This is a genomic window from Streptomyces sp. NPDC051064, assembly GCF_044455985.1.
In the GTDB taxonomy this organism is placed as follows: Bacteria; Actinomycetota; Actinomycetes; order Streptomycetales; family Streptomycetaceae; genus Streptomyces.
In genome coordinates, this window is sequence record NZ_JBITFK010000008.1 from 164575 (window position 1) to 178357 (window position 13783).

Below are 13783 nucleotides of genomic sequence, written 5' to 3' on the forward strand. Positions count from 1 at the left end.
GTGCCTCAGCCCACCTGGAGGGACATCCACATGTCCGGTTCGGCGAGCGGGGCGAAGCCGAGCTTCGCGTACACCCCGTGGGCGTCCTTGGTGGCGAGCAGGAACCTGCGCACACCCATCGGCGCCAGCTCGTCCCGGACGGCGGTGACGAGCCGGGTGCCGAGACCGTGGCCGCGGGCCGCGCGGTCGACGTACACGTCGCAGATCCACGCGAAGGAGGCGCGGTCGGTGATCACGCGTGCGTAGGCGGCCTGCTCGCCCGAAGCGAGTTCGTAGGCACCGTAGTTGAGCGAGCCCGCTATCGCCCGGTCCTGCTGTTCGCGGGTGCGCCCCAGGGCCCAGTAGGCGTCCGTGGACAGCCAGTGGTGGATGCGTGCCGCGTCGAGCCGCGAGGGGGCGTCGGAGATCTCGTAGCGCTGCTCGGCGCTGTCGAAGTCGTTCATCCGGGGAGGCTATCGCCGGGCATCGGCAGTTCGTCGAGGGCGGTGCGCAGCCGGCGCACCCCCTCGGCGATCTCGGCCGGACCCGAGACGGCCGCGAAGCTCAGCCTGACGTGCCCGGCGGGGGGTTCGGCGCAGTGATACGGGCGGCCGGGCGCGACCGCCACGCCGGCCCGCAGAGCGGCGGAGACCAGGGCAGCCTCGCCGGCACCAGGGCCTGCGAGCCGGAGCCAGATGATGCCGCCGCCCGACGGCACGTGCGGCAGGGCGAGTTCGGGCAGCCGGGTGCGCACCGCCGCCGTCATCGCGGTCCGGCGGCTGCCGAGCTCGGCGGCCACGGTACGGAGATGGCGCTCCCAGGCCGGGGAGCCCACGAGTTCGAGCGCGGCCTCCTGGATCGGGCGGGGTACGAAGAAGCTGTCGACGACCTGGATGGCGCGCAGCCGTTCCAGGACGGGCCCACGGGCGGCCAGCGCGCCGACGCGGAGGCTGGGGGAGGTGATCTTGGTGAGGGAGCGCACATGGACGACGACGCCGTCCGGGTCGTGGGCCGCGAGGGGCTCGGGCAGCGGGCCGGCGTCCGCGTGGACGAGGTGGCGTGCGAAGTCGTCCTCGACGACGAAGGCGCCCGCGTCCCGGGCGGCGCGCAGGATCCGTTCGCGCCGCTCCGGGGCGAGGATCACACCCGTCGGGTTCTGGAAGAGCGGCTGACAGACGAAGACCCTCGCCCCGGTGGCCCGGAATGCCGCTTCCAGCAGGTCGGGCCGCACCCCGTCGGCGTCCATGGGCACGGGGACCGGTCGCAGGCCGGTGGCGCGGGCGGCGGCCAGCATGCCGGGATAGGTGGGTGATTCGACGAGGACGGGGGCTCCCGGCGGTGCGAGCGCCCGCAGCGCGGTGGCCAGGGCGCTCTGCCCTCCCGCCGTGATCAGGACGTCGGCACCGGTGAGCGTGGAGCCGATCTCCCGGGCGAACCAGGCGCGCAGCTCGGGCAGCCCGTCGGTGGGCGGCCTGCCCCAGGCCCCCGGGCGGCGGCCGGCCCGGGCCAGGGCGGCGGCCAGGGCACGCTCGGGCTGCAGGCCGGGGTGGAGGTAGCCACCGTTGAATTCGATGACGCCGGGCGGCGGTGCGGCGAGGGTCACGAGGACCCCCGAGGCGTCGACGGTGCGGGGCACGACCTCGGGTCCGCTGTCCCCGCTGAGCGAGACCTCCTGCCAGGAGGTGTCACCCGGAGCGGGTGCGGCCGCGCGGGCCTCGGCCAGGAAGGCTCCGGATCCGGGGCGGGTGACGACCAGACCTTCGGCGGCGAGTTGCGCGACGGCCCGGGAGACGGTCACCGGACTCACCTTGAAGCGCTCGACGAGTGCCCGACTGGACGGCAGCTTCCCACCAGGAGAGTAGCGGTCCAGCTCACCCTTCAGGGAATTCACCAGTTCGGACACACTGCTACGCTCATTCATGACAGTAAAGAATAGCGCTACCGAACAGGCGACGATAGCGGTCGCTGTCGGACCACCCCTGGTGCACCGCTCCCCCGGGGGAGGCGTCCTGCTCGCCGGACTCGGCGTCCTCGCCTTCTCGCTGACCTTCCCCTCGACCGTGTGGGGCCTGGAGAGTTTCGGCCCCTGGTCCCTGGTCGCGCTGCGCAGTGTGCTCGCGGCGCTGATCGCGGGATGCGCGCTGCTCGTCGGCCGGGTCCCGGTGCCCGCGCGACGCCACTGGGCGGGTCTCGCGGTCGTCGCGGGCGGCGTGGTGGTGGGCTTCCCCCTGCTGACCACGCTCGCCCTGCAGACCTCGACGAGCTCGCACGCGGCCGTCGTGGTGGGGCTGCTGCCGCTGACGACGGCGCTCCTCTCGGCACTGCGCACCGGCTCCCGCCCGCCGCGCGCCTTCTGGGCCGCGGCGCTGGCCGGGGCGGCGGTGGTGATCGTCTTCACGGTCCAGCAGAGCGGCGGGAAGCTCTCCGTCAGCGATCTGTACCTGTTCGGGGCGCTGCTGGTCTGCGCGGCGGGATATGCCGAGGGCGGCAGGCTGGCCGGGGTGATGGCGGGCTGGCAGGTGGTCGGCTGGGCCCTCGTCCTCGCCCTGCCGCTCGCTGTGGCCGGCGCCGCCGTGGCGCTGCCCTTCGAACCGGTGCACCTCACGGCGCACGGGGTCGTCGGACTGGTCTGGGTGGCCGCCGGGTCGACCTTCCTCGGGCTGTACGTCTGGTACCGGGGGATGGCGGAGATCGGGGTCCCGCGCGCCAGCCAGCTCCAGCTGGCGCAGCCGCTGCTCACGCTGGTCTGGTCGTTCCTCGCCCTCGGCGAGCGGGTGTCCGCCGCCGCCCCGGTGGCGGCGGTGGCCGTCCTGGTCTGCATCGCCGTCACCCAGCGCGCGGGGAGCCGACGCGCGGGCCGCACGAGAGCCGACGCGCCCGTGGAGACATAGACTTGTCGACATGGACCGCCACCCGTGAGGAGGTCACTCCCGATGGAGGCACACACGGGCGACCGGCTGCTGACGCACGGCAGGACCGTGGGACAGCACGACCGGGTCGCAGAGATCATCGAGGTGCTCGGCGACGGGGGCAGTCCCCCGTACCGTCTGCGCTTCGAGGACGGGCACGAGTCGATCAGGTCCCCGGGCCCCGACAGCGTCGTCCAGCACACCGCCCCGGTGGACCGGGACCGCTAGAGCGCGCGTGGGCCGGGGGCACGAGTGGTCCCCGGCCCGCGCGTCCGGGCCGCGCGGGGCGTGAGCCCCGGTGCATCCGGTCAGCGGGGTGTGCGGGCCCGGACCTGGTAGTGGTCGGCCACCACCCGGGCCATGGCCCCGATGGGGTCGGACTTCACCTGCCGCGCCGAGAAGTAGACATGACCGCCCACCTCCGGATGGCCCGCGGCGAAGTCGAGGTGCCGGGAGAGCTCGGCGGGGTCCTGCCAGGCGGCGGGCTGGGCGGGGTCGCCGGCCTTGTAGAGCGCCTCTCCGATGTACAGGCCGACGCCGGTGCCGCGGACCGTCTCGGCCCACCACGGCAGCAGCTTCGCGTAGTCGGCGGCGGAGAAGCCGATGTTCCAGTAGATCTGCGGGCAGATGTAGTCGATCCAGCCCTCCTTCACCCACTTCCGGGTGTCGGCGTGCAGGTCGTCGTACGTCTGCACGCCGGCCGCGGTGTCGGAGCCCAGCGGATCGGTCGCGGCGTTGCGCCACACCGCGAAGGGGCTGATACCGAACCGGACGCCGCTCCTGACCTCCTTGATCCGCTCGGACGTCTCGCGCACCAGCCGGTCGGTGTTGTCGCGGCGCCAGGCCGCCTTGTCCGCGAAGTCCTCGCCGTACCGCTCGTACGCGGCGTCGTCGTCGAAGACCTGGCCGGCCACCGGGTACGGGTAGAAGTAGTCGTCCCAGTGCACCGCGTCGACGGCGTAGCGGCTCACCGCGTCGAGCATCGCGTCCTGGACGAACTCCCTGACCTCGGGCAGCCCCGGGTTGTAGTAGAGCTTCCCGCCGTACGGCAGGACCCAGTCCGGGTGGAGCCGCGCGGGGTGGGAGGCGACGAGACGGGACGGGTCCGTGTGGTTCGCGACCCGGTACGGGTTGAACCACGCGTGCAGTTCCAGACCGCGGGCGTGCGCCTCACGCACCGCCGTGCCCAGCGGGTCCCAGCCGGGGTCCTTGCCCTGAACACCGGTGAGGCACTGGGCCCACGGCTCGTACGACGAGGGCCACAGGGCGTCGGCGCTCGGCCGGACCTGGAGGACCACGGCGTTCAGCCGCAGGGCGACCGCTCGGTCGAGGTGGGCGATCAGCTCGGCCTCCTGGGCCGCGGCGCTCAGGCCCGGCGCCGAGGGCCAGTCCAGGTTGGCCACCGTGGCGATCCACACACCGCGCAACTCTCCCTCGCCCGCCCTGCGCCCCCGGCCTCCGTGCCGGGGGGATCCGGGTCCGCGCACGGCGGCGGCATCACCCGCTGTCATCAGCGCGGCCGCTGTGCCGACCGCTCCCATCACCAATGACCTCCGGCCCATACGAGGCATCTGTGCACCTTTCGTCTCTCGGTTCCCGTGTGTCACGTCGGCAGTGCGTGACACAGATCATGCCCGCTCACGGACCGCAGGACCCGCAGCTCACCGGAGCCGGATCGCGGAGTAACGTCGTGGGGTCGAGGCGGGCACCGGAATCAAACGGGACTGCCGCACGAAGATCTGCGAAAGGCACGAGGTGACGGACTCTATGGCCGATATTGCACGCGTCGGAGTGGTGGGCTGTGGCCAGATGGGCGCAGGCATCGCGGAGGTGTGCGCTCGCAGCGGCCTCGAGGTCAAGGTGGCCGAGACCACCGGTGAGGCACTGGAGATAGGGCGTACCCGGCTCCACAACTCCCTCTCCAAGGCCGCCGAACGCGGCAAGATCACCGCGGAGGAGCGCGACGAGACCCTCGCCCGCCTCAGCTTCACCACGGACCTCGGCGAATTCGCGGACCGCGATCTCGTGATCGAGGCCGTCGTGGAGAACGAACAGGTCAAGACGGAGATTTTCCAGGTGCTCGACCAGGTGGTGACGCGGCCGGACGCGATCCTCGCCTCGAACACCTCCTCCATCCCGCTGGTGAAGCTGGCCGTGGCGACCTCCCGGCCGGACCAGGTCATCGGCATCCACTTCTTCAACCCGGCCCCGGTGCAGCGGCTCGTCGAGCTGATCCCCGCGCTGACGACGTCCGACGAGACCATAAAGCGTGCGGAAGCCGTCGTGCAGACCGTGCTGGACAAGCACGCGATCCGTGCCCAGGACCGGTCGGGCTTCGTCGTCAACGCCCTGCTGATCCCGTATCTGCTCTCGGCGATCCGCATGTTCGAGTCGGGCATCGCCAGCCGCGAGGACATCGACAACGGCATGGAGATGGGCTGCGCCCACCCGATGGGCCCGCTCAAGCTCGCCGACCTGATCGGCCTGGACACCGTGGCCTCGGTCGCCGACTCGATGTACGCGGAGTACAAGGAGCCGCTGTACGCCGCTCCCCCGCTGCTCCAGCGGATGGTGGACGCGGGCCGACTCGGCCGCAAGACGGGTTCGGGCTTCTACCCGTACGACTGACCGCCCGCCTGCGGGCCCGGCGCTCACGCCGCCGGGCCCGCAGGGGCGCGTTCCCCGAGGTCAGGACCGTGTGCGGCCCCGAAGAGCCTCGTCTTGGCCGAGGAGTCTTGAGACCGTCACCGTTCGCCACGAGAGTCGGCTGGCCCTGCGGTGACGGACTTCACCTTCCAGGCGATAGGGGCCGGATCCGTCGCCGCCCATCGCATCGGGACAGCGATCACCGGCCCGGTCAACGTTCTGACGACCGAGGTGCACCGGGACGCGCCCTCAGGTGACCACGCCGTGGGCGCCGCATCCGGAAAGCCCATTCCGCCCACCGGCACCGGCGCGTCCAGCGCCGCGCGCCGGCGATCGACCCTCGCGACGTCCACGGGTCCGTCCCACCCGAGAGCCACGCCGCACTGCTGACGACCAAGGCGTGTCCGGCGGCACGCAAGGCGGACGAGCGGCCGAGCCGAAGCCCACCGGCCACCACCATTTGGGGCCCGGCGGATGGGATTGGAGTATCAAGCGGCATAGACCAGCCCTGGCCGCCGTGTCGACTTCTTGTCATCGTCCACAGCGGCCAGGGTTTGGCTCTTCGCGGTCAGCGCGCCTGAGAGAGCGCGAGCGGGTCAGGAGAGCCAGTCGGTGTACCGGGTGGGGGCGAGGTGAGCGTCCCTGTCGGTGAGGACGTCGCCCTTGACGGCGGCAAACAGGCCCGCGGTGGGGTCGGTGACGACGGTGCGGTTGTCGCCCTTGCGGGACAGGGTGATCCTGCCCAGTTCGTCCAGGGTGAAGATCTCGGGCCCGGCGATGTTGCGGATGCCGTTCAGCGGGGCGCCCGCGGCGACCTCCGCCACCGCGCCGGCAACGTCCTTGGCGGCGATCGGCTGAATCGGCGTGGCGGGCAGCCGGACGGTTTCGCCGTCGGAGGTCCAGGACATGGTGGCGTCCATGAACTCCATGAACTGCGTCGCCCGGACGATCGAGTAGGGGATCGGCCCGGCTGCGAGGATTTTCTCCTGGAGCGTTTTGGCCCGGTAGTAGTCCAGCTCCGGCACCTGGTCCGTGCCGACGATCGAGAGGATGACGAAGTGGCCGACGCCGCCCTTGTGGGCTGCGGCCAGAAGGTTGTCCATCGAGGTCTGGAAGAACGCCGGGGAGGCTTCGTCGAAGGTCGGGGAGTTCGTCAGGTTGACGACGACGTCGGCTCCGGCCACCGCCTCGTCCAGTCCCTGGCCGGTGATGACGTCGACCCCGGTGGATTTCGAGTGCGGTACCGCCTGGCGCCCGGCGTCGTTCAGATTCTTGACGACCTGCGACCCGATCAGCCCGGTACCGCCGATGACTGCGAACTTCATGACATGCCTTTCGTCGGGATCATGCGTGCAATATGGCATATGAACCACTATGTGGGTGCGGCAATAACGGCACCTGAGCCGGAAGAGGGCGGGCGGCGTCAGGGACCATCGATGAACGTGACCGTCTCGTCGAGCGGCGCCCGGCCTATGCGGGCGTCACCCGCCGCGATGTCCTCGAACCCGATCGACATGCCGCAGAAGAGGACGAGCTCGTCCGGTGGCGACAGGACCTCCGTGACGGTCCCGTGAAACTTCGCCCAGGCCATCTGCGGGCAACTGTGCAGCCCTTCGGCGCGCAGCAGCAGCATGACGGTCTGCAGATACATGCCGGCATCCGCCCATTGGGCCGGGCCCATGTCGCGGTCGATGTAGCAGAAAAGGGAGGTGGGCGCTCCGAAACAGTCCCAGTTCGCGGCAGCGGCCCGCTGACGCGCCTCCAGGTCCTCGCGCGGGATGCCGAGTGCGCCGTAGCGCTGCTCACCGAAGGCGGACCGCCGCTCACGGTAGGGCGACTTCAGTGCGGGCGGGTACATCTCGTACTCCGGCTCGTCCCAGGGGTCGCCTGAGGCCAGGCGCTCGCCGGCGCGCTTCTTGATCTCGGCCAATGGCGTGCCGGTCACCACATACGCGTGCCATGGCTGGATGTTCGATCCGGACGGCGCCCAGGCCGCGGCGGACAGAACCCGCTCCAGCGTCTCCCTCGGAACAGGGCGGTCGGTGAATGCGCGCACCGCCCGTCGACTCGTGACCGCCGCATAGGCGTCCATGATCGCCCGCCTCCATCCACTCAACAGAGCCTTCATTACACTCGCGACAGTATCATTCAATACTGTATCGTGTGACACTACATCGGCTCCGAATCCTCAGCCCCTGGCTCCCCGCCTCGGGCACTGCACCTTGGAGAAGTCCATGGCCACACTGCTGCACATCGACTCGTCCGTTTTCCCTGGCGAGGCGTCCTCGTCCCGTTCGGTCACGGCCGCCTTCCGCAAGACCTGGGAGGAGCAGCACCCGGAGGGCACAGTGATCTACCGCGACCTCGCCGCCACCCCCGTCCCCCACATCAGCGCCGACGCCTGGTCCGCCGGTTACGCCACCCCGTCCGAGCGCACCCCGGAACAGTCCGCCGCGTTCGCCGCGCGCGTGAAGCTCATCGAGGAACTGGAGCAGGCGGACGCCGTCCTGATCGGCGCCCCCATGTACAACTTCTCGATCCCCTCCACCCTCAAGGCGTGGCTGGACAGCGTGCTCCTGCTCGGCCGCACCGCGGGGGAGACCCCCTCCGCCCAGGGCACCCCGGTCGTCGTCGTCGCCAGCCGGGGCGGCTCCTACGCGCCGGGCACCCCGCGCGAGGGCTACGAGTTCGTACAGAACTACCTTCAGGCCGTCCTCAAGGGCACACTCGGCCTGGACCTCGACTTCATCGTCCCGGAACTCACCTTGGCCCCCCGCAACCCGGCCATGTCCGAACTGGTCCCCCTGTACGAGGCATCCCGCCAGCGCGCCTTCGAGGAGGCGACCACCAAGGCCAAGGAACTCGCGGAGCGTCTCGCCGCGTGACCCTCCCGGCCCGAGGCACCGTGTGACGCCTCACCCAGGACGCCGTGTGACGTCCTGGGTGAGGCGTCATACGGCGTCCTCGGCGCCTGCGCCCTCTCCGACGGCGCAAGTGACGAGCTGCGTTTGGGGCAGGCGGCCCGGCAATGTGAACGGCCGGAGGTTCGGGCTGTCGACGCGGCTCGCATCGAAATGACGGTGATGCCGGGCGGCCGTGAAGAGCACACCGGCCAGGCAGGCGGCGCGGCAGCCGTGCCGATGGCTCGCCCTCGTCGACAGCGAAGCCCTGACCAGCTACCAGTCGCCGGGCCGACGCACAGCGACGATGGCCACAGCTCTCAAGGCTGGGTTCGCCGCCGAGCCGCATGAAACCAAGAGCGCGGCCGGAAACGGGCGTGCCTACGCCTCGTCGCCTGCGGGATGGGCAAGCCGGCTCAGGAGATCCGTCAGCTGCTCGGGCTCGCCGCGCCCCAGTTCGGCAACCAGACGCTCAGTCAGCGGCTCCGCCGCCCCGTGGGCGGCATCGAAGAGCTCCAGCCCCTGAGGTGTGATCTCCACTGCCCGGACCCTCCGGTCCCCCGGAACGGCCTTGCGTACGGCCAGGCCCTTGCGCTCCAGGTCGTCCACGATGCGCATGACCCCGGCCTTGTCCGACCCCGTCGCCGCCGCCAGATCCCGCTGCACCGTGGGCCCGTGATTGACCAGCTCGATCAGCACCGCGAAATGCCGCAACTCGATGCCAAGCGGCCGAAGCGCCTCCCCCATCACCGCGGCCGCACGCCAGTGCGCCCGGCGCAGCAGCAGGCCGAGAGCAAAAGGCGAAGGATCCCCGGGACGGTCGGTCGCACGCGAGGCGGTGGTGTGGCGAGGAACGTTGGCGACCATGACACCAGACTACTTCATTCGATATAGTATCGTTTGAAACTAAATGAGCGCGCACCCAGAAAGCCTGCGATCAAGGCCCCGGGCTCAGCCCTGCTCCTTCACAGACCATTCACCTCGCCGGTCATCGCCGTGGAACTGGCCTGACCAGTGGCCTCGGTGGATCAACCAAGCGCCTTGAGCAGTTCGTCGCATGCCTGTTCGCAGGAGCGGCAGGCTTCGGCGCACAGGCGGCAGTGCTCGTGCATGTCTGCGTGCGAGGCGCATTCGTCCGCACAGGCCTTACATGCGGTCGCGCACGCCTTCAGCAGGGCAGCGGTGACGTTGGCGTCGTAGCCGGTATGGCGGGACAGGACGGCGGCGGTGGCGTTACAGATGTCGGCGCAGTCCATGTCGGTGCGGATGCACTTGGCCAGGTCGCCGACCATGCCTTCGGACAGGCAGGCGTCCGCACACGCCGTGCATGCCTGGGCGCAGGCGATGCACTGCTCGATGCAGTGGGTCAGCTTGGTCTGGTCGATGGCTCCGAGGTCGGCCGGATAGGTGGCGAGCATGTCCTTGACGGTGGTCATCGCGTTGCGCCTCCCGCTGTGCCGGGGCCGGCGTACCGGGGCGGGTGCGCCTGTTCGACCCCGCACTTCCAGCGTGTGCCGGGGGCAAGGGGACCGCAAAACAGGAAGCGGGGTGCTCCTCGAGAGAGGGGCGCCCCGCTTCCCGTGCCGGCGGCGAGCCGTTCGGGGCTTCAGTGGAAGGCATGGACGACGGCGTGACCCTTGCCGCGGCCGATCATCCACTTGTTGACCGGGGTGGTGATCAAGAAGGCGACCGCGAAACCCCCCAGCAGCGCGGCCCAGAACAGGCCGTCGCTCAGGTGGGCGTCCATCGCGCCCGGGACCACGGCGATGATGCCGTTGTCGACCAGTTCCATCACGGCGATCGAGACCGTGTCCGCGGCCAGCGCGACCTTGATCGCGGTCCTGAAGTCGAGACCGGCGCGTCGGACGGCGAACAGCGTGAACGAGTAGCCGAAGACGAATGCCAGGGCGATAGCCAGAATCATCGTCTGAACGTTGCCCCACATCAGGGATGTACCGATGACCATGCCGAGGATCTCGCCGATGGCGCACCCGGTCAGGCAGTGCAGGGTGGCCTTCGCCGCCGTACCCCAGGACGCTCCCGCATGTCCGCCATGGTGTTCACCAGAGCCGGTGCAGTCGTGCGTATTCCTGCTGGAGTGGTGAGCGGTGTGGTCCATGATCTTCATCCCCGTTCCCGTTCAGTGCACGCGGATCCCGTCCCTGTCTTCCCTGCATCGCAAACAATATACCCCCTAGGGGTATCATTCAAGGGGTGTTCGGTCCGGGGGCCGGTGCACGCTGGTCACGCTGGCCATAGGTCACCACGCATGCGGGCAGCGCCAGGAAATCGACATCCTGAACTCTGGCCGCCCACACCAAGAACCGCCTGTCACGGCGAACGGTCAGGGTCCTCGGCGCCGCACAAGCGCATCACTGACGCCCGGAACTGTTTCGCCGCGTTCTGCGCATCCATGCGCCCGATGCGGATCTGATGGTCGGCGGCGTGGCCGAGTGCGATTACGGCGGCGACCAGCCAACCGATCTCCAGGCCGGCCGTGAACTCGCCGCTGTCGCGCCCACGGCGGATCAGATCCTCCAGACGCTGCTCGATCGGCACGTGACGTGACGCGGCAGCCTCTGAATCGCTGTCCGAATGGCCGAATGCCGCCTGCTCGGCCAGCAGTGTTCCGGCCGCTGCGAGGAATCGCCCGAGGGCCTCGGTGGCCGTGCCGGCCTCAAGATCAGCAGCCTCCAGCACGGCGAACGCCCGGCGGCTCAGCTCATCGCGCACCGAGGCAAGAAGTGCCTCCCGGGTACCGAAGTGCACGTAAGCGGTCTGCCGTGTGACACCAGCGACGGAAGCGATCTCCGCCATGCTCGCCTCGGGGCTCTCGGCAAGCACCCGGACCGCTGCCGACAGCAGGGCGGCACGGTTGCGTTGGACCTCTACCCGCTGACGGCGACGCCTTATCTCTGACACGATTGACAACTATACGGCACACCTCAAGACTGACAGGCATGTCAGAAATAACTGAGCTGGCGGCGCGCCGCCTCCTGATCGACTACACCCGTGACATGGCCCTCTCCGACGAGGACCCGGCACAGATCGTGGATCGCACCCTGACCGACGACGCGGTCTGGATCACCGACGGCACGGAGCTCACCCGCGACCAGCTGATCGCACACGCGGCCCCGGCCCGCAAGAACGTCACCGCCAGCGCCATGCGGATCGACGATCTCCTCGTCGACGGCCGCCGCTTCGCCGCACGCTGCTGCCTCAGCGCGCAACACCGCAAGCTCGGCCACGTGGTGAGCGAGTGGCTCCTGATCGGCGAGGTCGCCCAGGACGGACGGGTACGGAGCATCCATCAGTTCGGTCGTACACCCTCTGCCGGACCGGAGACGGGGAAGTGATCCACCTGAGCGTACGACTCGTCCAGGGCCTCGCCCTGATGTCCACCGGCGCCCTCGCCGGCGCATTCGGCTACGGAGCGGCCAACCTCGTCCCCACATTCAACGCCGTGCCACTCGACATGCGGCTGTCCTTCCACACCCAGTTGATGCAGATGAACGGCATCACCATGCAAGGCGCCATGGGCATCTCGGCGCTCAGCGCCCTCACACTTGCCGCCCTCACGCGTGGCACCGCACGGCGACTGGCCGCAGGAGCCGGGATCCTCACTGTCGCCTCGTTCTTGATCACCCGTCTCGGCAACGTCCCCATCAACGGCCGCATCAAACAGTGGGCGGCCACCTCGGCACCCGCCGATCACGCCGACATCCTGGCTCGCTGGGAGGCATTCAACTACGCACGCACAGGCACCGCATTCGCCGCCTTCGCGCTACTGATCCTTCTCTCCCTGAACCACAGCCGCACTACTCGAGATCCAAGCGACAGGCACTGAGCGCCGGGACCTCGAGGCGTACGGCGAGCTGTTGTTCATCGTCTCGGGAGTCGGTTGGATCAGGCCGGGGTCGATGTTCACGTAACTCATGAACATTTCGACCCGGCCTCGACCGCCCCGTGCCTCCCGAACCAGCGTCAGCCAACAGCTGGGGCCCGTCGACCGTCAGAAGAACAACGGCGCGCCGCCGGCGCCGGAATCTGCGGGCCGGAGTCCTTACGTCGGGTCCAAAGGTCTCGAGAAAAGGCCGGCATCAGGTGCGGGGGCGCGCAGCACACGCCCCCGCGCCCGCCCCCGGCTAGTTCTTGCCGAGCAAGGTGTTCATCTCGGAGATTTCGGCGCTCTGCGAGGTGACGATGGCATCGGCCATCTTTTTGGCAGGCCCGTAGGCGCCGTCGGCCTGCTCGCTCTCAGCCATGGCCACCGCACCCTCGTGGTGCTTGATCATCATCTCCAGGAAGGCGGTGTCGAACGCCTTGCCTGAGGCCTTCTCCAGCTCGTCCATGTCTTCGGCGGTCATCATCCCACCCGACTCGTGCATGGAATGGTCCATGGCGTCCTCGGCGGGCACTTCCTCACCCCAGGAGGTGAGCCAGCCGGACAGCGTCTTGATCTCCGGGTCCTGGGCCTTCTTGATGTCTTCGGCGAGTGTCTTGACCTGCGCCGACTGGGCGCGGGTAGATGCCAGGTCGGCCATCTCCACCGCCTGGCGGTGGTGCGGGATCATGCCCTGGGCGAACTTCACGTCCGCGGCGTTGTCCTGTCCCTGGGAAGCCGACGCCGAGGCGGACGGCGACTTCGTGGTGTGGCCGTCGTGTCCGGAGTTGGTGCTGTCGTCGTTGCCGCCGCAGGCGGCGAGGACGACAGCGGCCGCGCCTGCGGTGGCCACGGCAACGGTACGGCGGACGAGGGATCGCTTGCTGTTCATGGTGGTGCAACTCCTTCGAGCGCGACGACGGCGCGCTGCATTCACGGAAGTGTGGTGTGCCGAAGCGCGGTACCGGTTCCCGGCGGGGCCGGGACAAGGCGGTGCCGTGCGAGGCGCTCTAAATCCGCAGGAGTTGCAGTTCGGACAGGCCAGGCGGCGCCCGGCTGGCCTCAGCCGACACCGGCGCGGTCTCGGATAGCGGGGACGCGACGGGTGCGTCGACTGCGGCGGCGGTCAGCGCCGGCGGAGCGTACGCGGAGCCGACGCCGGCCGCGGAACATGTCCCGTCGGCGTGATTGAGGTGACCTGGTTCGTGGTGCGCGTGCGAACAGTCCTCACTCGAGTGCGCAGCGTCCATCGTCCGGGCCATCTCGTGCCCGGCATTCGCGTGCGCCGCGGGCGCTCCGCCGGGAGCCAGAGCGTGCATGCCCAGCAGGCCGACCAGTACCGCCATCACCAGCAGCACAAGCCACCGCCCTGCCGGGCGGTGGCTCGGATGCGTACTCCTGGTCATGCGGCCCATCGTACGGGCTCCGCCGCGCAGCGTCCGCTGGCTCACGGCCGCTGTTCACGT

At 69.7% G+C, this 13783-nt stretch carries 17 protein-coding genes; 6 read left to right on the forward strand and 11 right to left on the reverse strand.

Annotated features, from left to right (window positions below; genetic code table 11):
- Positions 1-5 precede the first annotated feature (5 nt).
- Both ACIBCU_RS27575 and ACIBCU_RS27580 read right to left on the reverse strand, forming a co-directional pair.
- The gene (locus ACIBCU_RS27575) at positions 6-443 is read right to left on the reverse strand and encodes a GNAT family N-acetyltransferase (RefSeq protein WP_362929403.1); all 438 of its coding nucleotides are present in this window, start codon (positions 441-443) and stop codon (positions 6-8) included.
- The gene (locus tag ACIBCU_RS27580) at positions 440-1900 is read right to left on the reverse strand and encodes a PLP-dependent aminotransferase family protein (protein ID WP_362929404.1); all 1461 of its coding nucleotides are present in this window, start codon (positions 1898-1900) and stop codon (positions 440-442) included. The genes ACIBCU_RS27575 and ACIBCU_RS27580 overlap by 4 nt, the downstream gene beginning before the upstream one ends.
- On the opposite strand from ACIBCU_RS27580, the gene ACIBCU_RS27585 reads away from it, so the two are divergent.
- On the forward strand, positions 1899-2870 hold the full coding sequence (locus tag ACIBCU_RS27585) for a DMT family transporter (protein ID WP_399234721.1): 972 nt from the start codon (positions 1899-1901) through the stop codon (positions 2868-2870). The two genes, ACIBCU_RS27580 and ACIBCU_RS27585, sit on opposite strands and share 2 nt — an antisense overlap.
- Positions 2871-2912: 42 nt before the next feature.
- The gene (locus tag ACIBCU_RS27590; protein ID WP_205022047.1) at positions 2913-3116 is read left to right on the forward strand and encodes a DUF1918 domain-containing protein; all 204 of its coding nucleotides are present in this window, start codon (positions 2913-2915) and stop codon (positions 3114-3116) included.
- Positions 3117-3196: 80 nt separating this feature from the next.
- Here ACIBCU_RS27590 and ACIBCU_RS27595 read toward each other — a convergent pair whose 3' ends face one another.
- Complete coding sequence (locus ACIBCU_RS27595) at positions 3197-4459, reverse strand: glycoside hydrolase family 10 protein (protein ID WP_399234723.1); 1263 nt, start codon at positions 4457-4459, stop codon at positions 3197-3199.
- A gap of 196 nt (positions 4460-4655) precedes the next feature.
- Here ACIBCU_RS27595 and ACIBCU_RS27600 point away from each other — a divergent pair, with 196 nt between their 5' ends.
- Positions 4656-5516: a 3-hydroxybutyryl-CoA dehydrogenase gene (locus ACIBCU_RS27600; protein WP_356716362.1), complete on the forward strand. Its 861-nt coding sequence runs from the start codon at positions 4656-4658 to the stop codon at positions 5514-5516.
- Positions 5517-6130: 614 nt separating this feature from the next.
- Here the strand turns inward: ACIBCU_RS27600 and ACIBCU_RS27605 are convergent.
- On the reverse strand, positions 6131-6859 hold the full coding sequence (locus ACIBCU_RS27605) for an SDR family oxidoreductase (protein ID WP_399234725.1): 729 nt from the start codon (positions 6857-6859) through the stop codon (positions 6131-6133).
- Between the two features lie 98 nt (positions 6860-6957).
- Positions 6958-7626, reverse strand: a complete 669-nt coding sequence (locus ACIBCU_RS27610; protein WP_399234727.1) for a nitroreductase — start codon at positions 7624-7626, stop codon at positions 6958-6960.
- 142 nt (positions 7627-7768) lie between these two features.
- On the opposite strand from ACIBCU_RS27610, the gene ACIBCU_RS27615 reads away from it, so the two are divergent.
- Positions 7769-8419, forward strand: coding sequence for an NAD(P)H-dependent oxidoreductase (locus ACIBCU_RS27615; RefSeq protein ID WP_362929408.1), 651 nt, complete (start codon positions 7769-7771; stop codon positions 8417-8419).
- Positions 8420-8815: 396 nt separating this feature from the next.
- On the opposite strand, the gene ACIBCU_RS27620 is transcribed toward ACIBCU_RS27615, so the two are convergent.
- The 4 genes from ACIBCU_RS27620 to ACIBCU_RS27635 all read right to left on the reverse strand — a co-directional run bounded on the left by ACIBCU_RS27620 (position 8816) and on the right by ACIBCU_RS27635 (position 11356).
- The gene (locus ACIBCU_RS27620; protein ID WP_362929410.1) at positions 8816-9301 is read right to left on the reverse strand and encodes a MarR family winged helix-turn-helix transcriptional regulator; all 486 of its coding nucleotides are present in this window, start codon (positions 9299-9301) and stop codon (positions 8816-8818) included.
- A gap of 161 nt (positions 9302-9462) precedes the next feature.
- Entirely contained in the window at positions 9463-9870 is a 408-nt protein-coding gene (locus tag ACIBCU_RS27625) for a four-helix bundle copper-binding protein (protein WP_362929412.1), read from the reverse strand.
- Between the two features lie 170 nt (positions 9871-10040).
- Positions 10041-10553 (reverse strand): DUF4396 domain-containing protein, encoded by a 513-nt coding sequence (locus ACIBCU_RS27630; RefSeq protein WP_399234730.1) that lies wholly within the window; start codon positions 10551-10553, stop codon positions 10041-10043.
- A gap of 212 nt (positions 10554-10765) precedes the next feature.
- The gene (locus ACIBCU_RS27635; protein WP_362929416.1) at positions 10766-11356 is read right to left on the reverse strand and encodes a helix-turn-helix domain-containing protein; all 591 of its coding nucleotides are present in this window, start codon (positions 11354-11356) and stop codon (positions 10766-10768) included.
- 38 nt (positions 11357-11394) lie between these two features.
- Between ACIBCU_RS27635 and ACIBCU_RS27640 the strand changes: the two genes are divergently transcribed.
- Together ACIBCU_RS27640 and ACIBCU_RS27645 are read left to right on the forward strand one after the other, a co-directional pair.
- A complete protein-coding gene (locus ACIBCU_RS27640) occupies positions 11395-11790 on the forward strand; it encodes a nuclear transport factor 2 family protein (protein WP_362929418.1) in 396 nt (131 codons plus the stop codon).
- Complete coding sequence (locus ACIBCU_RS27645) at positions 11787-12281, forward strand: DUF1772 domain-containing protein (protein ID WP_362929420.1); 495 nt, start codon at positions 11787-11789, stop codon at positions 12279-12281. The genes ACIBCU_RS27640 and ACIBCU_RS27645 overlap by 4 nt, the downstream gene beginning before the upstream one ends.
- 298 nt (positions 12282-12579) lie before the next feature.
- Here the strand turns inward: ACIBCU_RS27645 and ACIBCU_RS27650 are convergent, their stop codons facing one another.
- A complete protein-coding gene (locus ACIBCU_RS27650) occupies positions 12580-13209 on the reverse strand; it encodes a DUF305 domain-containing protein (RefSeq protein ID WP_362929422.1) in 630 nt (209 codons plus the stop codon).
- Between the two features lie 118 nt (positions 13210-13327).
- Entirely contained in the window at positions 13328-13723 is a 396-nt protein-coding gene (locus ACIBCU_RS27655) for a DUF6153 family protein (protein ID WP_362929424.1), read from the reverse strand.
- Between the last annotated feature and the right edge of the window lie 60 nt (positions 13724-13783).